This is a genomic window from Microbispora sp. NPDC049633, from assembly GCF_040675265.1.
Lineage (GTDB): Bacteria > Actinomycetota > Actinomycetes > Streptosporangiales > Streptosporangiaceae > Microbispora > Microbispora maris.
Window position 1 is genome coordinate 1 of record NZ_JBFAOO010000130.1, and the last position, 20,970, is coordinate 20,970.

The 20,970-nt window shown below is 72.4% G+C and carries 21 protein-coding genes and 1 pseudogene; 15 read left to right on the forward strand and 7 right to left on the reverse strand.

Annotated features, from left to right (window positions below; translation table 11 throughout):
• A pseudogene (locus AB0J39_RS27340) lies at nucleotides 1-612 on the reverse strand (hypothetical protein); the annotation flags it as partial.
• Nucleotides 613-737: 125 nt separating this feature from the next.
• Between AB0J39_RS27340 and AB0J39_RS27345 the strand changes: the two are divergent.
• Nucleotides 738-1,844, forward strand: coding sequence for an MBL fold metallo-hydrolase (locus AB0J39_RS27345; RefSeq protein WP_363469516.1), 1,107 nt, complete (start codon nucleotides 738-740; stop codon nucleotides 1,842-1,844).
• Between the two features lie 76 nt (nucleotides 1,845-1,920).
• On the opposite strand, the gene AB0J39_RS27350 is transcribed toward AB0J39_RS27345, so the two are convergent.
• On the reverse strand, nucleotides 1,921-2,295 hold the full coding sequence (locus AB0J39_RS27350) for an STAS domain-containing protein (RefSeq protein ID WP_363469518.1): 375 nt from the start codon (nucleotides 2,293-2,295) through the stop codon (nucleotides 1,921-1,923).
• 143 nt (nucleotides 2,296-2,438) lie between these two features.
• On the opposite strand from AB0J39_RS27350, the gene AB0J39_RS27355 reads away from it, so the two are divergent.
• The 3 genes from AB0J39_RS27355 to AB0J39_RS27365 all read left to right on the forward strand — a co-directional run bounded on the left by AB0J39_RS27355 (nucleotide 2,439) and on the right by AB0J39_RS27365 (nucleotide 4,891).
• Nucleotides 2,439-2,810: a hypothetical protein gene (locus AB0J39_RS27355; RefSeq protein ID WP_363469520.1), complete on the forward strand. Its 372-nt coding sequence runs from the start codon at nucleotides 2,439-2,441 to the stop codon at nucleotides 2,808-2,810.
• A gap of 94 nt (nucleotides 2,811-2,904) precedes the next feature.
• Complete coding sequence (locus tag AB0J39_RS27360; protein ID WP_363469522.1) at nucleotides 2,905-3,579, forward strand: DUF6766 family protein; 675 nt, start codon at nucleotides 2,905-2,907, stop codon at nucleotides 3,577-3,579.
• A gap of 112 nt (nucleotides 3,580-3,691) precedes the next feature.
• Entirely contained in the window at nucleotides 3,692-4,891 is a 1,200-nt protein-coding gene (locus AB0J39_RS27365; RefSeq protein ID WP_363469524.1) for a hypothetical protein, read from the forward strand.
• Between the two features lie 64 nt (nucleotides 4,892-4,955).
• Here AB0J39_RS27365 and AB0J39_RS27370 read toward each other — a convergent pair whose 3' ends face one another.
• Nucleotides 4,956-5,537 carry a hemerythrin domain-containing protein gene (locus AB0J39_RS27370; protein ID WP_363469526.1) on the reverse strand — a complete coding sequence of 194 codons (582 nt, stop codon included), beginning with the start codon at nucleotides 5,535-5,537 and terminating at the stop codon, nucleotides 4,956-4,958.
• Nucleotides 5,538-5,666: 129 nt separating this feature from the next.
• Nucleotides 5,667-7,001, reverse strand: a complete 1,335-nt coding sequence (locus AB0J39_RS27375; RefSeq protein ID WP_363469527.1) for a cellulose-binding domain-containing protein — start codon at nucleotides 6,999-7,001, stop codon at nucleotides 5,667-5,669.
• Nucleotides 7,002-7,425: 424 nt separating this feature from the next.
• Here AB0J39_RS27375 and AB0J39_RS27380 point away from each other — a divergent pair, with 424 nt between their 5' ends.
• Nucleotides 7,426-8,454 (forward strand): ROK family protein, encoded by a 1,029-nt coding sequence (locus tag AB0J39_RS27380; RefSeq protein WP_363469529.1) that lies wholly within the window; start codon nucleotides 7,426-7,428, stop codon nucleotides 8,452-8,454.
• Nucleotides 8,455-8,583: 129 nt separating this feature from the next.
• Entirely contained in the window at nucleotides 8,584-8,931 is a 348-nt protein-coding gene (locus AB0J39_RS27385) for a hypothetical protein (RefSeq protein ID WP_363469531.1), read from the forward strand.
• A gap of 3 nt (nucleotides 8,932-8,934) precedes the next feature.
• On the opposite strand, the gene AB0J39_RS27390 is transcribed toward AB0J39_RS27385, so the two are convergent.
• Nucleotides 8,935-9,600 (reverse strand): Lrp/AsnC family transcriptional regulator, encoded by a 666-nt coding sequence (locus AB0J39_RS27390; protein ID WP_363469550.1) that lies wholly within the window; start codon nucleotides 9,598-9,600, stop codon nucleotides 8,935-8,937.
• A 139-nt stretch (nucleotides 9,601-9,739) separates the two neighbouring features.
• Here AB0J39_RS27390 and AB0J39_RS27395 point away from each other — a divergent pair, with 139 nt between their 5' ends.
• From AB0J39_RS27395 to AB0J39_RS27430, 8 genes are all read left to right on the forward strand, one after another.
• On the forward strand, nucleotides 9,740-11,335 hold the full coding sequence (locus AB0J39_RS27395; RefSeq protein WP_363469533.1) for an ABC transporter substrate-binding protein: 1,596 nt from the start codon (nucleotides 9,740-9,742) through the stop codon (nucleotides 11,333-11,335).
• 22 nt (nucleotides 11,336-11,357) lie between these two features.
• Entirely contained in the window at nucleotides 11,358-12,383 is a 1,026-nt protein-coding gene (locus AB0J39_RS27400) for an ABC transporter permease (RefSeq protein WP_363469535.1), read from the forward strand.
• The gene (locus AB0J39_RS27405; protein ID WP_346229757.1) at nucleotides 12,380-13,255 is read left to right on the forward strand and encodes an ABC transporter permease; all 876 of its coding nucleotides are present in this window, start codon (nucleotides 12,380-12,382) and stop codon (nucleotides 13,253-13,255) included. Before AB0J39_RS27400 ends, AB0J39_RS27405 begins: the two co-directional genes overlap by 4 nt.
• A complete protein-coding gene (locus AB0J39_RS27410) occupies nucleotides 13,252-14,040 on the forward strand; it encodes an ABC transporter ATP-binding protein (RefSeq protein ID WP_363469537.1) in 789 nt (262 codons plus the stop codon). The genes AB0J39_RS27405 and AB0J39_RS27410 overlap by 4 nt, the downstream gene beginning before the upstream one ends.
• Nucleotides 14,037-14,972 (forward strand): ABC transporter ATP-binding protein, encoded by a 936-nt coding sequence (locus AB0J39_RS27415; protein ID WP_363469539.1) that lies wholly within the window; start codon nucleotides 14,037-14,039, stop codon nucleotides 14,970-14,972. The genes AB0J39_RS27410 and AB0J39_RS27415 overlap by 4 nt, the downstream gene beginning before the upstream one ends.
• Complete coding sequence (locus tag AB0J39_RS27420) at nucleotides 14,969-15,973, forward strand: M24 family metallopeptidase (RefSeq protein ID WP_363469541.1); 1,005 nt, start codon at nucleotides 14,969-14,971, stop codon at nucleotides 15,971-15,973. Before AB0J39_RS27415 ends, AB0J39_RS27420 begins: the two co-directional genes overlap by 4 nt.
• Before the next feature lie 125 nt (nucleotides 15,974-16,098).
• Complete coding sequence (locus AB0J39_RS27425; RefSeq protein WP_363469543.1) at nucleotides 16,099-16,503, forward strand: YciI family protein; 405 nt, start codon at nucleotides 16,099-16,101, stop codon at nucleotides 16,501-16,503.
• A complete protein-coding gene (locus AB0J39_RS27430) occupies nucleotides 16,500-17,645 on the forward strand; it encodes a DUF6596 domain-containing protein (RefSeq protein ID WP_363469545.1) in 1,146 nt (381 codons plus the stop codon). Before AB0J39_RS27425 ends, AB0J39_RS27430 begins: the two co-directional genes overlap by 4 nt.
• 34 nt (nucleotides 17,646-17,679) lie before the next feature.
• Here AB0J39_RS27430 and AB0J39_RS27435 read toward each other — a convergent pair whose 3' ends face one another.
• Entirely contained in the window at nucleotides 17,680-18,264 is a 585-nt protein-coding gene (locus tag AB0J39_RS27435) for a DJ-1/PfpI family protein (RefSeq protein WP_363469546.1), read from the reverse strand.
• Between the two features lie 178 nt (nucleotides 18,265-18,442).
• On the opposite strand from AB0J39_RS27435, the gene AB0J39_RS27440 reads away from it, so the two are divergent.
• Nucleotides 18,443-19,093, forward strand: coding sequence for a hypothetical protein (locus tag AB0J39_RS27440; protein WP_363469548.1), 651 nt, complete (start codon nucleotides 18,443-18,445; stop codon nucleotides 19,091-19,093).
• 152 nt (nucleotides 19,094-19,245) lie between these two features.
• On the opposite strand, the gene AB0J39_RS27445 is transcribed toward AB0J39_RS27440, so the two are convergent.
• Nucleotides 19,246-20,796 (reverse strand): long-chain fatty acid--CoA ligase, encoded by a 1,551-nt coding sequence (locus AB0J39_RS27445; RefSeq protein WP_363469549.1) that lies wholly within the window; start codon nucleotides 20,794-20,796, stop codon nucleotides 19,246-19,248.
• Between the last annotated feature and the right edge of the window lie 174 nt (nucleotides 20,797-20,970).

Sequence of the window (20,970 nt, forward strand, 5' to 3'; positions counted from 1 at the left end):
CTGCCCTCCGCCGCCGTCCTGCCCTGCCACGTCTCGCCCTGCCGCGTCTCGCCCTGCCGCGTCCTGCCCGCCCCCGCCGCCGTCGGAGAGCCGGGGGCCGGCCGCGTGCGCGGAGACGCCGGCATCCGGCGCGGGGTCCTCCCCGTCCCGGCCCCGGCCGGGTGGTACGCCCAGCTCACGGAACCTGCGCCGCAGGCCGGGGTATCCGCTGTAACCCAGCGCCATGGCGAAGCGGGTCACCGACGGCTGGCTGACCCCGGCCAGCTCGGCCACTTCGATGCTCGACAGGAACGGCGCCTCGTCGGCGTGCCGTGCGAGGCAGTGGGCGATCCTGCGCTGCACGGGAGTGAGCCGGTGCCCCTCGAACAGCCGCAACAGGCGGGACGCGGTCTCGCCGTCACGGCCGCCGAGGTCGCCGAGGTCGCCGAGGTCACCGAGGTCACCGAGGTCACCGAGGTCACCGAGGACGTCACGGTCGCCGAAGACGTCACGGTCATCGAGTTCATTGAGGTCATCGCGGTGGCCGCCCGGGCCGTGGTCCGCGTTGTGGCCGGTGCTCATCTCCCCCGCCTCACCGGCCCACGCCGGGCCGGTCGGTCTGCATGTTTTCATTCAGAAGGCAGTCTCCTCTGACCGGTTGTCCACAGGCAAGGCGCCGTCGGCGCGCATCCGTCCGGCGATTGCCTAGTCTGATCGGCAGAACCCAGCAAGGGAGATTGCCGTTGAAGACCGGTGGTTTGAGAAGTAGTGACCTGGGCCGTCGCGTGGGGCTCGTCGCGGGAGCGGCCGCCCTGGCGGCGGCGGTGTGGGCGGTTCGGAACGTCCCCGCCGCGCTGGGGGCGCGGCCCTCGGGCGAGCGAGCGGGCCGGGTGCGGCGCTCGAAACAGTTCCGTGACGGGGCGTTCCGCAACACGACACCCAGCCCCGTCCTTCCGCCGGGGACCAGGCAGCAGGTCGCCCGCGAGTTCCTCCGCCGGACGCCGCGCAGGCCCCGCCTCCCCGTGCCCCTCATGACCCCGGGCCCGTCTCGGGGTGGCGACCTCGACGCCGTCTGGTACGGCCACTCCTCCGTGCTGATCGAGATCGAGGGGCGGCGGGTGCTGTTCGACCCGGTGTGGAGCGAGCGGTGTTCCCCCGCGTCGTTCACCGGGCCACGCCGCCTGCACCCTCCGCCGGTGCCGCTGTACGAGCTGCCCGAGCTCGACGCGATCGTCATCTCGCACGACCACTACGACCACCTCGACATGGACACGGTGCGCATGCTGGTCCGCACGCAGACGGCGCCGTTCCTGGTGCCGCTCGGGGTCGGCGCCCATCTCGAGCGGTGGCGGGTGCCCGCGTCCCGCATCATCGAGCTCGACTGGAACGAGGACGCCACGGTGTCCGGCCTCCGGTTCGTGGCGACCCCCGGCCGTCACTTCTCCGGCCGCGCGTTCCGCCGGGACCAGACCCTCTGGGCCTCGTGGGTCGTCGCGGGCGAGCGCCGGCGGGTCTTCTACACCGGCGACTCCGGCTACTTCGACGGGTACGCCGCGATCGGCGAGACGTACGGGCCGTTCGACCTGTCGGTGGTGCAGATCGGCGCCTACAGCAAGGGCTGGCCGGACATCCACATGACACCCGAGGAGGCGATCCTCACCCACCTCGACGTGCGGGCCCGGGTGCTGCTGCCGGTCCACTGGGGCACGTTCTCGCTCGCCCCGCACGCCTGGAACGACCCGGTCGACCAGCTGTGGCGGGAGGCGAAGGCACGCGACGTGCGCCTCGTGGTGCCGCGGCCGGGCGAGCGCGTCACGGTCGACGACCCGCCGCCGGTGGACGGCTGGTGGCAGACGATCATGTAATGAGCCGGATGCCGGGCCTGCGGGACGAGCGCGCTCCCCGGCCCGGCGGCGTCCGGCCGCGCACCCGCGACGGGGGTCAGTTCACGTGGGCCGCGCCGGGAGGCTCGGCCGCCGGGCGGCGCAGCGCGTCGGCGCGGGTCGGATACATGGTGAGCCGCGAGTTGAGGCCGAGCAGCGAGAACAGGTGACGCATCTGCGGGCTCATCCCGCAGACGGCGCCGTCTCCGTCCTTGGGCGGGTTGCGGACGCAGGCGTCGATGAGCACCCGCATGCCGGCGCTGTCGATGAACCGCAGCCTCTCCAGGTCGAACAGGATGCGCGTCGCGGGACGGGCCAGCAGGGGGGCCACCTGCTCGCGCAGCGCGGGGACCGTGAGCACGTCGAGCTCACCGCTGAGGGTGATGAGGGTGAAGGGGGGCGACTGCGCCACCGACACCTGGAAGTCGTGCAAGGATCCCACCTCCGTTGGTGAGATGACCCCACCCGGAACTCCTTCCGGAACCGCCCATATTACGCGTGGCAGGCGAATAATCCCATATGCCCGACGAAAACTGTGTGCAGGTTTCACTTCCGCCCCCCGGGTAGTCGCGGTCCATGGGCATTCGAGCAACGGCGGTCGTCTGCCTCGCGCTCGTCGCCGCGGGGTGCGCGTCCGCGGACGACGCGTCGGTCACCGCGACGGCGGAGCGCTTCCTGTCCGCCGCCGGGCAGGGCCGGGGAGGACAGGCATGCCTGCTCCTGGCCCCCGAGGCGGCGCGCTCGCTGGACGACTGCGAGAAACAGATCGTGTCGGCCGGCCTGGGTACGGGCGCCGTACGCGGCGTCGACGTGTGGGGCGACGAGGCGCGGGTGCGGGTGGACGGCGACACGCTCTTCCTGCACCGGTTCCCCGAGGGCTGGCGGGTGCGGGCCGCGGGCTGCGAACCCCGCCCCGGGCAGCCGTACGAATGCGAGGTGGAGGCGTGAACGGCGCGCGGACGCTCTACGCGGTGCTGCTGGTCACGGTCACGCTGGTTCTCGCCTACGTGATCGTCGTCGGCCTGGCGGGGAGGTAGCGGCGATGAGGCGTTTCGTCAGGGACAACGCGCTCGCCCTGTGCTTCCTGCTGCTGTTCCTGCTGAGCCTCGCCGGGCAGTCGGCGGCGGGCGCGGCGGCGTTCAGCGAGGAGCAGGTGGCGGGCGGCGGCCCCCCCGTGACGTGGGCCGAATACGTCACCTCGTCGGCCTTCGCGGTGGACGTCGCCGAGAACTGGCAGTCGGAGTACCTGCAGTTCTTCCTCTACATCCTCATCACCGTCTGGCTCGTGCAGCGCGGCTCGCCGGAGTCGAAGAAGCGGGGCGAGGAGGGCCTGGAGTCCGACGCCGAGCAGAAGGTCGGCCGGCACGCCGAGCCCGGCTCCCCCGCGTGGGCGGCGGCGGACGACTGGCGGCGGACCGTCTTCAGCCACTCGCTGGGCGTCGCGATGGGACTGCTCTTCCTGCTGTCCTGGCTGGCCCAGTCCGTCGCCGGCCTCGCGGCGTACAACAACGAGCAGCTCGCCCGGCTGGAGGACCCGGTCGGCTGGGGCGGCTACGTGACCTCCGCCGACTTCTGGAACCGCACACTGCAGAACTGGCAGTCGGAGTTCCTCGCGGTCGCCTCCATGGTCCTGCTCGCGATCTTCCTGCGCGAGCGGGGCTCACCGCAGTCGAAGAGGGTCGGCGACCCGCACTCCAGGACGTCGTCCAGCGGCTGACGGGCGGCCCTCGCGGCCGGATGACAATCTCCGGCAAAGCTCCAAATGTCCACGTTTGTCGCATTCCATGGCTTGGGTACGCCCAGCGCCAATCGTGGGGAGGAGCACCGAGATGACGTTCAATCCGCTGCGGGAGCGGGGGATACCGCTGGATCGGCAGCTGCGCAACTGGCGCGAGCTGAATGTCACGCCGATCGACCCCGACCGCGCCGATCCCTACACCCGGTGCCGGATCATCACGATGAACGGCATCGAGATCGAAGCGATCATGTTCAGCCATCATCTCGCCCGGCACCACCCCGATCTGGAGGTCAGGCAGCGGCTGGCGGAGGTGCGCTACATCGAGGCGCAGCAGCAGCGGACGGTGAACTGGCTGCTGCCGGGGCTGGCCTCGGTGCTGGAGACGACGATCGCCTACGAACAGGTGGCGGTGGACCTGACCGCCTGGGTCGCCCGGATGGAGCCCGACCCCTATCTCAAGCAGGCCTACCAGTTCGGCGTGCTGGAGGACTTCGATCACCTGTACCGCTACGCCAACCTGTACGAGATGATCGAGCACCGCAAGGCCGAGAAGATCGTCGACCAGCTGACCGAGGTGATGCCGGGCCGGCCGACGAAGATGCACCACCGCCACCCGGCCGACAACGTCCGCGAGCACTACAACCGCGAGACCGCGCAGGCGATCTCCAAGCTGCACGCGCTGACCGTCATGTCCGCCGAGCAGCAGACGATGAACTTCTACATGAACGTCGGCCCGACCTACATGGAGCCGATCGCGCGGCAGCTGTACCAGGAGATCGGGCTGATCGAGGAAGAGCACGTCACGCATTACGAGTCGCTGCTCGACCCGGGCGAGACGTGGTGGGAGCAGCTGCTCAACCACGAGTACAACGAGTGCTACCTCTACTACTCCTTCATGGAGACCGAGTCCGACCCGAAGGTCAAGACGATCTGGGAGCTGCATCTCAACATGGAGCTGGAGCACCTGCGGATCGCCGCGGAGCTGTTCCGCCGGCACGACGGGCGCGACCCGGAGCAGCTGCTGGCCCCGGCGCTGCCCAAGCCTGTGACGTTCGAGCCGAACAAGGACTACCTGCGGGAGCTGATCGCCACGCAGATCGACTACACCACCCTGGGCACCGGCTACGTCCAGGAGGCCCACGAGCGGTTCCAGCGCTGGCAGGAGCAGCTGATGGGTGGGGAGGAACCGCCCAGCGAACGTGTCATCGACGAGAACCGCGCCAAGTCGGGCGACGAGTACCGCCTGGAGCTGGAGGGCACCCACCCTCTCTACAGCCTGCGGACCCACTGACCGGGCGAGCCCCCGGCTCGGCTCCGTGCGTACGCGGACCCGAGCCGGGCGCTCGCGGGCCCGCCTACCTGCGCAGCGCCTGCCGGATCAGGTCCCGCGCCCGATCCATGATCGCCGCGGGCGGGCCCAGGAGCAGGTTCCTGGTCATCGTCTCCACGCCCGGGTGCGGGCGGGTCGGCGCCATCGCCTCGGCGGCCCGGACACCGAGGGCCATCGCCCGCCGCTCGGCCGCCGTCGTCTCGGCCCGGAGCCGGGTGAACTCGTACCGCTCCTCGGCCCGGGCGTGCGCGAGCACGGCGATCCGCAACCTGTCCAGCCCGGCCATGAAGCCGGGATGCTCCGGTCCCATCTCGTCCAGCCTGCTGAGCATCTCCTTGGCCTCGCGCTCCTCCTTGAGCCGGTCGGCCACCACGCCGGTCCCCCCGTCCACCCGCAGCCGGGTGTAGGGGTGGACGACCTCCTCCTCCGCCGTCTCGTGGACGGCGAGCATGCGCACCAGCCGCCGGAACGGCTCACGGCGCTCGCCCGGCGGGGCGTGCTCCACCTCGTCGAACATGTCCCTGATCAGCGCGTGCTGGTGGACGAGCAGGTCGACGACGTCGCCTTCCTTCATCAGTTCCGGTATCGGGTGCTGCACGTCGGTCATGTCCCTCTCCTCTCGGATACGGCGCCCGGCCTCCCCTCGGGAAGGCCGGGCGCCGGACGAAACGGGACCACGGTCGAGCCTTGACCGCACCTGGCGGACACCCGGCTATCTACCCCTGACCTGTGGTGATCAGCAGCCGATCGGGCTCGATCCCAGCGCGACGTCGTCGTACCAGATGGTGTCGGAGTCGCTGCCGTAGCTCTCCCAGCCGAGGCGCAGCGTCGTGGGTCGCGGCGCGGTGGAGCGACGCAGCCACTGCGCGTCCACGTCCTGTGTGGGCGTGCCGTCCACTGTCAGGCCCCTGATCTCCTGGTCGTCCAGGTACGTGCGCATCGCCTGCTTGGTGGTGTCGATCTGGAAGCGCAGGCACACCCAGCGGTTGACGGGCAGCGGGCTGCTCTGCGCGACCCCGTTGGGGCTCTGCTCGGGCAGCGTGGCGTCGTCGGACTCCCGGTTCCACTGGAGAGCGCCGCCCTGGCCGCCGATCCGCAGGTCCTTGCCGCCGTCCCTGGAGTCCGCCATCGTGATCATGGCGACGTGGTTCGCCGGCAGCGCGGTCGTGTGCCGCACCCACATGCGCCCGTAGACCACCGGCGAGATGGCGGAGACGTTCTTGGTGGTCGCGGCGAAGGCGTGGTTGCAGTAGTTGCCGCCGCCGTTGATCCGCAGCGACTTCCCTCCGCTGTGCGCGGTGGTGGAGTCGATCGTGGCGGTGCCGCTGCCCGAGCAGTTCGGGGTGACCACCTGCCACTCACCCGACGGCGTGCCCGACTGGTCCTCGAAGCCGGAGCAGACGACCAGGCCGGTGCCCGAGCAGCCGGACGGCGTGGGCGTCACCGACGGGCTCGGACTTGCCGAGGGAGACGGCGAGGGAGACGGCGAGGGGGACGGCGACGGCGAGTGGTCCACCGTCGGGGACGGCGTCGGTGACGGGGACGGCGTCGGCGAAGGGGACGGCGAGTGGTCGATGGTCGGGGACGGCGTCGGCGAGGGCGACGGGGAGACCCCGCCGCCGTCACACGGCACGCCGTTCAGCGACCAGTCGGACGGCGTCGTGAGGCTGCCCGACCAGGTGCCCTGGAAGCCGAAGTCGGCCGTCTGACCGGTGGCCAGCGAACCGTTCCAGGTCTCGTTCCTGGCGGTGGCGGCCGAACCCGACAGGGTCACCTTGGCGCCCCAGGAGTTGGTGATCTGCTGGCCGGCGCCGGCCGTCCAGCTCAGCGTCCAGGAGCTGACCGCCGAGCCGAGGTTGGTGAGCCGCACGGACGCGGTGTAGCCGCCCGGCCACTGGTTGGTCGTGTAGTCCACCTTGCACACGGGGGCCGCGGAGGCGGTGCCGGGCACCAGCACGACGACGAGGCCGGCCACCAGCGCGGCCACCGCCGCGACCAGGCGCGCCGCCGGAGAGCCCGGCAGGCCCCGGGCGCCGGGGCGAACCCCTCGGACAGGACGGAACTGCTTCATGCGTACCTCGATTTCTGCGCATCCGCTCGTTCGGCGCGCCGCCCGGCTCCGCGCCGCGCCCGCCGGGACAGGCGCGGGCGGGCGGTCTCGGGCAGGCGCTCGCGCTCGGGCCACGGCCCCTGGGACAGACGGGTCGCGACGCTGCGGCCCCCGGACGCAGATGTTTTCTCCGGGTCGCCCGACCGGTCAACGGACGCCGCCGCCCCCGGACCCCTCCCGCCCGGACGGCGGCGACATCCGGCGCAGCTCACGGGCACCGCCGCCGCCGGAGACGACCGGCGGCGGCCACGGCCCGAACTGAATCTTTCACCGTGCGCGCCCCCGCGCGGCACGCCTCCCGCCTGTCGCGCCCCGACCGGTGCCCGGGGGCGCCGGCTCTCGTAGTCTTCGCACTGACACGCACGAACGCAAAGGACATCCCCCAATGGCAGATGCAGGGTCCTGGGTCGTCGTCGGGCTCGACAACGGCGGCACCAGCAACAACGCGACCGTTCTCGACGCCTCCGGGCGGTTCCTCGTGGACCGGATGGTGGAGACGCCCAGCCTCGTACGGGAGGGTCCCGAGGTCGCGGTCGAGCAGCTCCTTATCGCCCTCGACAACGTGCTGGAGCTGACCGGCACGCCGCGCTCCACCGTGCGCGCGGTGGGACTGGACACCCCGGGCCCGGCCAGCGCCGACGGCGTGATCTCCTCGAAGGGCGCGACCAACTTCGTCGATCCCGGGTGGTTCGGCTTCGACTTCCGCGGCGCCCTGGAGTCCCGGCTGGGGCTGCCGGTGGTCTACAACAACGACGGCAACGCCGCGGCCCTCTACTCCCATCACGTGCGCTTCGGGCCCGACGCCTGGCAGCACTCGTCGGTCTCGGCGATCGTCGGCACCGGCCTCGGCGGCGGCGTCGTCCAGTCGGGGCACGTGGTGAAGGGCGCGGCGGGGATGGCCGGCGAGCTCGGGCACGTCCACATCCCCCTGCAGGGCCTGCTGGAGGACGACCAGCCGCTGCCCGCGTGCAACTGCGGCTTCGTCGGGGACGCCGAGAGCGTCGCCTCCCTGACCGGCATCGAGAAGAACCTGCTGCCCTACTGGCTGACCCGCTTCCCCGGCCACGAGCTCCACGGGGCCGGGTCCGCCGGGAAGGCCGCCAAGCTGCTGCGCGGCTACGCCGAGAACGGCGACCCGCTCGCGCTCAAGGTCTTCGAGCAGCAGGCGATGGCCATCGGCAGGCTGTTCACCATCGCGGCCAACTTCACCGACCCGGACGCGTACTTCCTGGGCGGCGGCGTGGTGGAGGCGGCCCCGCACTTCCGCGAGTGGTTCCTCGAGAAGGTCCGCGAGCACACCCTGCTGCGCGAGGAGCAGCGCCGGGTGGTCACCGTGACGCTGGTGGAGGACCTCGACATGGCCGGCGCGCGGGGCGCGGCGCTCGCCGCCCTCGCCGAGATCGTCGGCCGCTGACACGGCCGTCCGTCCCGCGGCCCGGCCGCGGCGTGTGTCCTGGACGGATCACACGCCCGGCCGGGGTCCGGTGAACGGAACGTCCAGAGCGAGTTGCGAATCTCGTGCAAAACGGCACGATGCGGACTCGTGAACGACACAGACCTGCTCAACGGCCGCCGCTTCGTCATGATCAGCTCCACAGCCAGCGAGGTGAACGCCGACGCGCCCACCGAGTTCGCGTACGAGGAGTCGGGCGGCGTCATCTGGGGGCACTACACGGGCGACACCGTCGTCCACGGCCGGTTCGTCGGCACGCGGGACGCCGACCGCGTCGAGATCTCCTACGTCCACCTGCTGAAGACCGGCGAGCGCGCGAGCGGCCGCGGCGCGAGCCGCATCGAGACGGCCGAGGACGGCCGGCTGCGCCTGGTGGAGGAGTTCCAGTTCGAGGACGACGACACCACCCACGTCAGCATCTGCGCCGAAGTGGTCTGAGACCTACGATTCGTCGCGCAGCGCGGCGCGGCCCTCGGCCGCGCCGACGAACCGCATCTTGCCGAGCGGCAGCCCCTGTCCGTGTCCCTGTCCCTGCTCGGGCTCCGGCGAGGGGGCGGAGCCGGGCCGCCGCGAGGTCCCCCGGCCCCGCTCCCGCTCGCGATCGCTCGGCAGCACGTACGGCCGCCTGAGCACCTCGTCCAGGATGAACACGGTCTCGGTCGCCTTGACGGCCGGGATGTTGGCCAGGCGTTCGGTGACCATCGCGTGCACCTCGGCCACGTCGGCCATCCTGACCTGGATCATCGCGTCGTGCTGCCCGGTGGTGATGGCGCAGTACTCCACCTCCGGCATCTGCGCGAGCTGGGCGCGGAACTGCCGCCACATCTGCTGGCGCACGGTCACGAAGATCAGCGCGACGATGCCGAGGCCGGCCCGCTGATGGTCGATCTCCGCCGTGAACCGCCTGATCACGCCGTCGGCGCGCAGCGCCTCGAACCGCGTGTACGCGTTGGCCCGGGAGATCCCCACCCGCTCGGCGAGTGCGGACACCGAGACGCGCCCGTTCTCCCTCAGCACGTCGAGGATCTTCAGGTGGGTGGCGTCCAGCTCCAGGCCGATGCCGATCCGTCCAGCGGCACCGCCCCCGGACCCCGAGTTGCTTGACATTTCGGTCACTGGTTCATCCTCCACGGGAGATTCGTCTCGGCTCGGCCTCATGAGCTGGACTTTCTGCAGCACAATCCTGGACGATCGGCGACCAAACGTCCATACGGCCACGAGTTGGCCTGTTTTCGGAGGACACATAATGACGACCCGTTCGTGGCAGGTGAGGGCCGGCCTGCTGCCGGTTGTGCTCACCGGCGCCCTCGCCCTCGCGGCCTGCTCCGGCGGCGGCTCGTCCAGCAGCACCCAGAGCGGCGCCGCGGGCAAGACGCTCGTGATCGACACCTCGTTCGACCTCAAGACGGCGGACCCCGGGCGGACCTACGAGCCGACCGGCCTGATCGTCGACAAGGCGACCTACGACACGCTTCTCACGTTCGAGGGCTCCGACGTCACCAAGCCGGTGCCGTCGCTCGCCGAGTCGTACGAGCTGTCGCCCGACGGCAAGGAGCTCACGCTCAAGCTGCGGCAGGGCGCCACGTTCGCCGACGGCTCCCCGGTGACGGCCGACGACGTCGTGTTCTCCCTCACCCGGGTCCGCGACATGAAGGGCACGCCGTCGTTCCTGCTGGACGGCGTGGAGGTCGCCAAGACCGACGACACGACCATCACGCTGACGTCGAAGGCCCCCAATCCGGCGCTGCCGTACATCCTCCCGAACCCGGCCCTCGGCATCCTCAACTCGAAGGTCGCCAAGGAGAACGGCGCGACGAACGACCCGAACGACAAGGCCGAGCAGTACCTCAACTCCGCCTCGGCCGGCTCGGGGCCGTACACGATCGAGTCGTTCAACGTGGGCAGCCAGGTCGTGCTCAAGGCGAACGCGAAGTACTGGGGCGCGAAGAAGCCGTACTACGACAAGGTGGTCATCCGCAACGTCGAGTCGGCCACGCAGAAGCTGAACGTGCAGCGCGGCGACAGCCAGGTGGCGCTGAACCTGTCCGGCGACCAGGTGACCGGTGTCTCCGGCGGCCTGCAGGTCAAGCGGACCGCCTCGGCGTACGTGTTCTTCCTGCTCGCCAACCAGGACCCGGGCGTCAGCAAGGTCACCTCCAACCCCAAGTTCGTCGAGGCGCTGCGCAAGGGCATCGACTACCAGGGCCTGCTGGAGCTGGCCGGCGAGGGCTCGACGCAGGCGTCGGGCATCATCCCGTCGATGTTCCTCGGCGCGCTCCCCGCCGACCAGGCGGCCGCGCGCGACGTCGAGGGCGCGAAGGCCGCGCTCGCGGCGAGCGGCGTGACCGACCCCAAGGTGACGCTGGAGTTCCCCAGCGAGCTGACCGTGAACGGCCTGTCCTTCCAGCCGCTGGCCGAGCGCATCCAGGCCAACCTCAAGGAGGTCGGCATCACGGTCGAGCTGGCCCCCGCGCCGGTCACCACCGCCCTGGACAACTACCGCAACGGCAAGGAGGAGCTGGGCCTGTGGTACTGGGGTCCTGACTTCCCCGACCCCAGCAACTACCTGTCGTTCGCCCCGGGCAAGCTGGTCGGCCTGCGCTCCGGGTGGAAGGCGGGCGCGGACAAGGACGTCGAGGCCGCGGCCGACAAGGCCGGCGCCGCGGTCACCGACGACGACCGCAAGCAGGCGTTCACCGACTTCCAGCAGAAGCTCAACGCGACCGGTCCGTTCATGCCGCTGATCCAGCCCGGCCAGAACATCGTGACGGCGGCCTCCGTCACCGGCGTGGAGTACCACCCCGTGTGGACGATCAATGTCGCCGACCTCGGCGCCAAGTAGCCGGCGTACGGGGAACCGGGCGGTGCGCAGCCCGCTCGCCCGGTTCCTGGTGCGGCGGATCGTCACGGCGCTGCTGCTGGCGGTGGGGATCACGCTGGTCACCTTCGTGCTGACCAACCTGGTGCCGGGCGACCCCGTGGCGGCCAACCTCGGCCAGCGGGCGCTCGGCGACCCGGCGATCGTGGCCCAGTGGCGCGCCGACCACGGCCTCGACCGGCCGCTGCCGCAGCAGTACCTCGCGCACCTCGGCGGACTGCTGCACGGCGACCTCGGGACGAGCCAGCAGAGTCACCGCCCGGTGCTGGACGACCTCGCCCAGTCCGTGCCGGCCACGCTGGAGCTGGCCGGGGCCGCGATCGTCGTCTCGCTGATCCTCGGCGTCGGGTTCGGGGTGGTCGCGGCGCTGCGCCGCGACCGTCTCGCGGACCACGTGCTCCGGGTGCTGAGCCTGGTCGGCATCTCGGTGCCGACGTTCTGGCTCGCGCTGATGGCCTTCTACGTGTTCTTCTTCCGGCTCCAGATCACTCCGGGCAGCGGCCGCATCGACCCCGGGATGACCCCGCCGCCGCAGGTCACCGGCCTCTACACGGTCGACGCCCTGCTGTCGGGCCGGTGGGACGTGTTCTCCTCGGCCGTCGGCCACCTGGCCGCCCCGGCGCTCGTGCTGGCCCTCTACACGATCGGCCTGCTGACCCGGTTCACCCGCTCGGCCGTGCTGGAGGTGCTCGGGCAGGACTACGTCCGCGCCGCCCGCGCCAAAGGCCTGCCCGGCCGCGTGGTGCTGTTCCGGTACGTCCTGCGTCCGGCGCTGGTGCCCGTCATCACCGTGGCCGGTCTCGCGTTCGGCAGCCTGCTGTCCGGCACCGTGCTGGTGGAGGCCGTCTTCGCCTGGCCGGGAGTCGGTCAATACGCCTACAAGAGCGCCACCACCCTCGACTTGCCCGCCGTCATGGGCGTCGGTCTCGTGGTGGGCGTGGTCTACCTCGTCATCAACCTGGTCGTCGACGTGCTGTACGGCGTCGTCGATCCGAGAGTGAGGGTCTCGTGAAGCGCGCCGGCCTGTTCGCGCGCACCCGCGTGAGCCGGCTCCCCCAGGCGTGGCGGCGGCCGCTGGCGGTCGTCGGCGTCGTCGTCGCGCTGGCCTGGATCGTGGTCGCGCTGGCCGCGCCGGTGCTCGCGCCGCACGACCCGCTGGCGCAGGAGCTGCCCCGGCTCGCGCCGCCCGGCCCGGGCCACTGGCTCGGCACCGACCAGCTCGGCCGCGACATCCTCAGCCGGGTCATGTACGGCGCGCGGGTGTCCATCCCGCTCACGCTGCTGCTCGTGGTGCTGTCGGTGCTGATCGGCGGCCTGCTCGGCGCCTGCGCGGGCTATTTCGGCCGGTGGGTGGATGAGACGATCATGCGCCTGGCCGACCTCGTGTTCGCCTTCCCCACCGTCATCCTCGCGATGGTCGTGGCCGCCGCCCTCGGCGCGAGCCTCGGCAACGCGGTGCTCGCCGTGCTCGTCGTCGCCTGGCCGGCGTACGCGCGGGTCACCCGCGGTCTCGTGCTCGGCGTACGGGAGCGGGAGTACGTGCTGAGCGGCCGGCTGCTGGGCTTCTCGGCCTGGCGCTCGCTGCGGGTGGACGTGCTGCCGAACGTCACCGGGCCGGTCCTGGTGCTCGCCACGCTCGACATCGGCACCGCGCTGCTGCTGCTGTCGGGCCTGTCGTTCCTCGGGCTCGGCGCCAAACCGCCGTCGCCCGAATGGGGCGCGATGGTGGCCGCGGGAGTGGACGTCTTCGACAGCTGGTGGGTCGCGACGTTCCCCGGGCTCGCCATCCTGACGGTCGTCCTCGCGTTCAACTTCCTCGGCGACACGCTGCGCGACGCGCTCGACCCGCGTACCGCACGGGCGATCAAGGAGCGTGCGCTGTGAGCCCCGCGCTGACGATCGAGGGGCTGCGGGTGTCCATCGGCGGCCACGACGTCCTGCACGGCGTGGACCTGACCCTGGAGGCGGGCCGCGTGCACGGTCTCGCCGGGGAGAGCGGCTCGGGCAAGACCATGACCGGTCTCGCCGTGCTCGGCCTGCTCCCCCACGGCTCCCGCGCCTCGGGGCGGATCGAGTTCGGCGGGCGCGACCTGCTGGGGATGCCGGCCCGCGAGCTCAACGAGGTGCGCGGCGTGAAGATCGCCATGGTCTTCCAGGACCCGTCGACCAGCCTGCATCCCATGCTGACGGTCGGGCGGCAGCTCACCGAGCACATGCGCCACCACCTGCGCCTCGGCAGGAACGAGGCACGGGAGCGGGCCGCCGGCCTGCTCGCCAAGGTGCGCATCCCGGGCCCGGAGGAGGCGCTCAAGCGCTACCCGCACCAGTTCTCCGGCGGGATGCGGCAGCGGATCGCCATCGCGGTCGCGCTGGCCTGCGAGCCCGAGGTGCTGATCGCCGACGAGCCGACGACCGCGCTCGACGTGACCGTGCAGGCCGGGATCCTCCGCCTGCTGCGCGGCCTGTGCGACGACCTCGGCCTCGCCGTCCTCCTCGTCACCCACGACCTCGGCGTGATGTCGGCGGTCGCCGACGAGGTGAGCGTGATGAAGGACGGACTGGTCGTGGAGACCGGCCCGCGCGCTCAGGTGCTGCGCGAGCCCCGCCACCCCTACACCCGGTCGCTGCTCGACGCCCTGCCCGTGCCGCCTGCGGAGGATTCACGATGACCACCCCGCTGTTGTCCGTCGAGGACCTGGTCGTGGAGCACCGCACGCCGGGCCGTCCGGTCGTGCGGGCGGTGGCCGGGGCCGGCCTGCACGTCGCCGCCGGCGAGGTCGTCGGCCTCGTCGGCGAGTCCGGGTGCGGCAAGTCCACCCTGGCCCGGGCGGTGTGCGGGCTGCACGGCACGGCCTCGGGACGGATCCTCGTCGGCGGGCACCCGGTGACGCCCCTCGGGCTGCGCCGCAGGGATCCGGCGCTCAGCGGCGTGCAGATGGTGTTCCAGGATCCGTACTCCTCCCTGAACCCGCGCCGGCGCGTGGGCGCGCAGATCGCCGACGGCCTGCGCACCGCCGGCGACACCGCGACCAGCCCCGCCGACCTGCTCGAACGGGTCGGGCTGCCGCGCGCGTTCGCCGGCCGTTATCCGCACGAGTTCTCCGGAGGGCAGCGGCAGCGCGTCGCCATCGCGCGGGCGCTCGCCGCCCGGCCGTCGCTGCTGATCGGGGACGAGCCGATCTCCGCCCTGGACGCCTCCGCCCAGGCGCAGGTGGCCCGGCTCATGCGCGACCTCGCCGTGGAGTCCGGCGCGGGCCTGCTGTTCATCAGCCACGACCTGTCCGTCGTACGGCTGATCGCCGACCGGATCGCGGTCATGTACCTCGGCAAGATCGTGGAGACGGGGCCGACCGCGGAGGTGTGGGCCGACCCCCGGCACCCGTACACGCGGGCGCTGCTCGCCGCGATCCCGTCGCCGGACGGCGCCGGGGTGCTGCCCGCCGAGCTGCCCGGGGACGTGCCCGACCCCGCCGATCCCCCGGCGGGCTGCCGGTTCCATCCCCGCTGCCCGTTCGCGATGGACGTGTGCCGGGAGCGGGAGCCCGACTTCGGCCCGGTGGCCTGCTGGCTGCACGAGCCGGAGCCGTCCACCCTGTCATGATCGACCCGCTCGTGCTGGAGGACGTACGCGCCGGGATGACCGGTGCGGGCATCGACGCCCTCGTGCTGCGGCCCTCCCCCGACTTCCGGTACCTGCGCGCGGACCCGCTGTCGGCGGCGGGCGGCGAGGAGGGCTACCTCGTGGTGGCGCTCGACGGGCCGCCCACGCCGGCCGCCGATCCCGCGCGGGCCGCGGACCTCGTGCCGCCGGCGGCCCGCCGTGTGGCCGTGGATCCCCAGATGCACGCCGCCGAGCTGTTCGCGCTGCGCCTTGACGCGGAGCTCGTGCTGGCCTCGGTCGTGCTGGCGCCGCTGCGCCTGCGCAAACGCGCGGCCGAGGTGGCCGCGTTGCGGCACGCCGCCGCGGCGGCCGACGCCGTGCTGCTCGCCGCCCGCGAGCTCGCGTGGTTCGGCGCCACCGAGCGGGCGATGGCCCGCAGGCTCCGGGCGATGCTCGCCGAGACGGGCTGCGAAGGGGCGCCCTCCGTGCTCGTCGCCGCGGGCGAGCACTCCGCCGACGCGCGCCACCGGCCGTGCGAACGGGTGATCAACCCCGGCGACGCGCTGCTCGTCTCGGTCGGCGGACGCTGGAACGGCTACTGCGCCGAGGTCGCCCGGGTCTTCGCGGTCGCTGAGCCGCCGGAGGACTTCGACGCCATGTACTCGGTCGTCCTCGCCGCCCAGGAAGCCGCCGTCGACCGCGTGCGCCCCGGGGTGGCGTGCGCCGAGGCCGCCGCGGCCGCCCGCGAGGTCGTCGACGACAGCGGCTACGGCGACTACACCGCCGCGCGGACGGGCCGGGGCATCGGGCTGAGCCCGGCCGAGGCGCCGTGGCTGGCGGCCGGGGAGACGTTCTCGGCCGGGATGGCCGTCTGCCTGGAGCCCGCCGTCTACCTGCCCGACCTCTTCGGCGCCCGCGTCTGCGACGTGGTCGTGTGCGGCGAGGACGGGCCGGAGGTGCTCAGCAGCGGCTCCCGCGCGCTGCACGTCCTCGACCGGTAGACCGGCCGCGGCCAGAAGAAGATTCTGGAAATTGGCACGCCTCCATGTGTCGAGGATGTGGTGCCGGCTCCGTCCCAGGGACACAGTGGCCACGACGGGCCGCGCGACGGAGAGGGAGAACCACCGTGAAGTACCTGCTGCTGAAGCACTACCGGGGCGCGCCGGCTTCGGTCAACGACGTGCCGATGGACCAGTGGACGCCGGAGGAGGTCGACGCGCACGTGCAGTACATGCGCGACTTCGCGGCCCGGCTGGTGGAGACGGGTGAGTTCGTCGGCGAACAGGCACTGGCGCCCGAGGGCGCGTTCGTGCGGTACGACGGCGAGGGGCGCCCGCCGGTGACCGACGGTCCGTTCGCCGAGACCAAGGACCTCATCGCCGGCTGGATGATCATCGACGTGGAGTCGTGGGATCGCGCGGTCCAGCTGGCCGGGGAGCTGTCCGCCGCTCCCGGCGCCGGGGGCAAGCCGATCCACGAGTGGCTGGAGGTGCGGCCGTTCCTCACCCAGTCGCTCATGGTGACCGAGTGAACGAGTCGCTGGTGCGGGAGCTCGTGCCCGCGGTTATCGGTGTCCTCGTCCGGCGCGGAGCGGACTTCGCGTCGGCCGAGGACGCCGTGCAGGAGGCCCTGATCCGGGCGCTGGAAACCTGGCCGGACGATCCGCCGCGCGATCCGAGGGCCTGGCTCGTCGCGGTCGCGTGGCGCAGGTTCCTCGACGCCGCCCGCGCCGAGACGTCGCGACGGGGGCGGGAGCTCGCCGTGGAGGCCGAGCCTCCCGCCGGCCCGGCGCCCGCCGCCGACGACACCCTGCGGCTCTACTTCCTGTGCGCGCACCCCACCCTGCCGCAGAGCTCGGCCGTCGCCCTGACGCTGCGCGCGGTCGGCGGCCTGACCACACGGCAGATCGCGGCGGCCCACCTCGTCCCCGAGGCGACCATGGCGCAGCGGATCAGCCGGGCCAAGCGGCGGATCGCCGGGCTGCCGCTCGACCAGCCCGGCGATCTCGGGACGGTGCTGCGCGTGCTCTACCTCGTCTTCAACGAGGGGTACGGCGGAGACGTCGACCTGGCGGCCGAGGCGATCCGCCTCACCCGCCAGCTCGCCGTCCTGACCGACGAGCCCGAGGTCGCGGGGCTGCTCGCGCTGATGCTGCTGCACCACGCGCGCCGCGCGTCCCGCACCGGCCCCGGAGGCCGCCTGGTGCCGCTCGCCGAGCAGGACCGGTCGCGCTGGGACACCGCCCTGATCACCGAGGGGGTGGCGATCCTGCAGGCCGCGCTGGCCCGCGACCGGCTGGGCGAATACCAGGCGCAGGCCGCGATCGCCGCCCTGCACGCGGACGCCCGCTGCGCCGCCGAGACGGACTGGGTGCAGATCGTGGAGTGGTACGACGAACTGCTGCTCCTCACCGGCAGCCCGGTGGTGCGCCTCAACCGGGCGGTGGCAGTCGGCGAGGCCGACGGACCGCAGGCCGGCCTGGCGGCGCTGGCCGGCGTCGATCCCAACCTGCCCCGTCACGTCGCGGTGCGGGCATACCTGCACGAACGCGCCGGTGACCTCGCGCACGCCGCCGAGCTGTACGCCGAGGCCTCCCGTGCCGCCGCCGGCGTGCCGGAGCGCGACCACCTCACGCGGGAGGCCGCACGGGTGCGGCAACTGCTGCGTCCGTGAGCGCACGCCGAAACGGCGTCGGGGATCCGCGGCCCTACACGGGCGGCGCGGGGTCGTACTGCATGTGCCGGCGCACCTCCCGGGCCCGCTCGACCCCGGCGAGCCGCGCCACCAGATGGAGCGCCATGTCGATGCCCGCCGACACCCCGGACGAGGTGACGACGTCGCCGTCGTCGACGAAGCGCTCGTCACGGCGGACGTCGATGCTCGGATCCAGCTCGGCGAGCTGGTCGAGGGCGCCCCAGTGCGAGGTCGCCGGGCGGCCCGCCAGCAGGCCGGCCGCGGCGAAGACGAGCGATCCGGTGCAGACGCTGGTCATCAGGGGCACGCGTGCGCGCTGGTCCCGCACCCATGCGAGGTGTTCCGGATCCTTCAGCTGAGGGCGGGTCCCGGCGCCGCCCGGGTGCACGAGGACGTCGAGACGCCCGACGTCGGCCGCCGACCTGTCGGCGTGCAGGGTCAGCCCCTTGGACGCCCGCACGGCTCCCGCCCGCGGCGCGAACGCGACGACCTCCGCCTCCTCCGGGCGCAGCTTCGCCCACATGCCGAAGACCTCCCAGGGGCCGACCGCGTCCAACTCCTCCACCTGGTCGAACAGCAGGATTCCTACGCGTGTCATGCCCGCCATCCTTCCGCAGGGACGCGGAGCACGAAAGCAGCGGCAAAAGTGGGCAAATAGTCGCTATCAGCACCAGCAACCACAGGAGGCTCGATAGAGGATGGAAAGGTCATTTTCTTGAGCTCCGCGGGTCAGGCCGAGATCCGCGACCGGGGGAAACGCCATCGGGGGAGGATCCATGACCACGACCGAGACGACGCCGGGCACCACGACCGGCACCGCGGCCGGCACGGCCGCGACGGGAACGACGACCACCAGGGCCCGCGCGGGCCGCGCCCGGGCGACGACCACACCGCCCACACCCACGCCCACTCCGGCTCCGCCCACCGGCCCGGGCCCGGAGATGAAGGAGGGGAACCGGCCCCAGCTGGACCTGAACCTGCCGTTCCTGCGGATCCAGCTGCGGGCGCCCGAAATGCACATGCCGCACGTGGGCATGCCGCACATCAGCGGCCGCGACGTCGGGCACGCCGTGGACATGGCCCGGACGTTCCTCCCGCCGCCGGAGCGCATCATGTACTACGGCGGGCTCGGCGCGCTGGCCGCGCTCGGCATCCTGGAATGGCCCGTGGCGGCCGCGATCGGCGCGGGAACGCTGATCGCGCAGCGCGCCAGGGGCCGTGAGCAGCGCTGGTCCCCGCTCAGCGGTCCGCAGAAGGAGACCCGGGGGACGAGCACCGCCACGCCGCCGGGAACGCCCGCCGCCGGGACCTCGGGCATGCCGGAGCCCGCGGCGCAGACGGCGGCCGGGAGGAGAACCGCCACGGCCGCGGGCGCGGCGAAGACCCCCGCGGGCACCACCCGGCGCACCAGGGCCGGCGCCAAGTAACGGAGGGAGCACGAGGGAGGAGACGGTGGGCGCCTCGCGCGGGTCCGCGAGCGGCGGCACCGCGCGACGGGCGCGCCGCGGGCCCGTCGGCCTCGCCGTCGGCGGGCGGATCGGCCTCGTCCCGTCGACCGCCGCGGACTACGGGTCCGCGGTCACGCCGGAGAAGTGGAGGTGCCGGCGCCGGGCAGCGGAAGGCCTCGCAGCCGGGGCTTCTGGATCTTGCCCGAGCCTGTCTTCGGCAGGTCGTCCGTGATGTCGAAATACGCTGGGATCTTGTACTTCGCCAGACGAGGCCGGAGGAAGTCGCTCAACTCGCCGGCGGTGACGCTCGCGCCGGGCCGCAGGACCAGGAACGCGCGGCCGACCTCGCCCCATTTGGCGTCGGGCACGCCGAGCACGGCCACCTCGGCGATGGCCGGATGCTCGAAGATCGCCGCCTCGACCTCGGCCGGGTAGACGTTCTCCCCGCCCGAGATGTACATGTCCTTGACCCGGTCGACGACGTACAGGTGGCCCTCCTCGTCCAGGACGCCGACGTCACCGGAGCCGAACCAGCCCCCGTCGGAGAACGCGGCGGCGGTCGCCTCCGGGTCGCGCCAGTAGCCGGGCGTCACGTTCGGCCCTTGGATCAGCACCTCGCCCGGCTGTCCCACCGCCGCGTCCGTGCCGTCGGGCTGGACGACCCGCACGTTGGCGAAGAACACCGGAACCCCGGCCGAGCCCACCTTGCGCACGCTCTGGCTGGCCTCGAGGAAGGTGGCGCCGGGAGCGGTCTCGGTGAGCCCGTATCCCTGGCAGAACACCAGGCCCCGTTCCTGGTAGGTGCGGATCAGCGCGGCGGGGATCGCCGCGCCCCCGGCCATGAGGTTGCGCAGCGACGACAGGTTCGCGCCCGCCCACCGGGGCGACCGGGCGAACGCGGCGAACATCGTGGTGACGCCGAACATCCAGGTGACCCGGTGCTTCTCCATGAGGTCGTAACACTCGTCGACGTCCCACGACGGCATGATCACCGAGCGGCCGCCCTTGAGGAAGGTCGGCAGCAGGGTCTGGTTCAGGGCGGCGACGTGGAAGAGCGGGGCGCTGATCAGGGTCGTCTCGTCGCTGGTGACGTCGACGCCGAGCAGGAGGTTGAAGCAGTTCCACACGAGGTTGCCGTGCGTGAGCATCGCGCCCTTGGGCCGCCCGGTCGTACCCGAGGTGTAGAGGATGAGCGCGGTGTCGTCCATCCGCACCGGAATGTCGATCGGGGTGGGGTCGCCCTCCGCGAGCCAGCTCTCGTAGTCCCGCTCCCCCGGCCCCGGAGCATCGAGGGCCACCACCTCCCGGAGGGCGGCCGCGGTGTCCGGCAGGGCCCGGACCACCTCGGCGCACTCGGGCGCGTAGATCAGGACCTCGGCGCCCGAGTGGCCCAGCATGTACCCGATCTCGGGCGCGGCCAGCCGGAAGTTCAGCGGCACGAAGATCGCCCCGAGCAGGTGCGTGGCGAACATCGTCTCGACGAAGGCGACGTGGTTGCGGCCGAGGTAGGCGACCCGATCGCCGGCCCGCACCCCCGCCGCGCGCAACCGCGACGCCAGCCGTGTCGTCCGCTCGTGGACCTCGGCATAGGTGACGTGCCGGTCGCCGAAGACGAACGCGGTCCGGTCCGGTGTCATCCGGGCCCGGCGGGCGGGCCACCCTCCCAGTCCGGCGTTGCGCATTGGTGTTCGACCTCCTGACAGCTGGGGAGCGGGGTGAGGCGCCCAGATCGGGCAGGCGAGGCCGACCTGGTGGTCCTCTGCGGGAAGCGGGGTCAGGCGTAGTGCCGGTAGATCGCGCGGGCGACGCAGGCCGGCTTGGCCGCGCCGTCGATCTCGACGGTGAAGTCCAGGTGC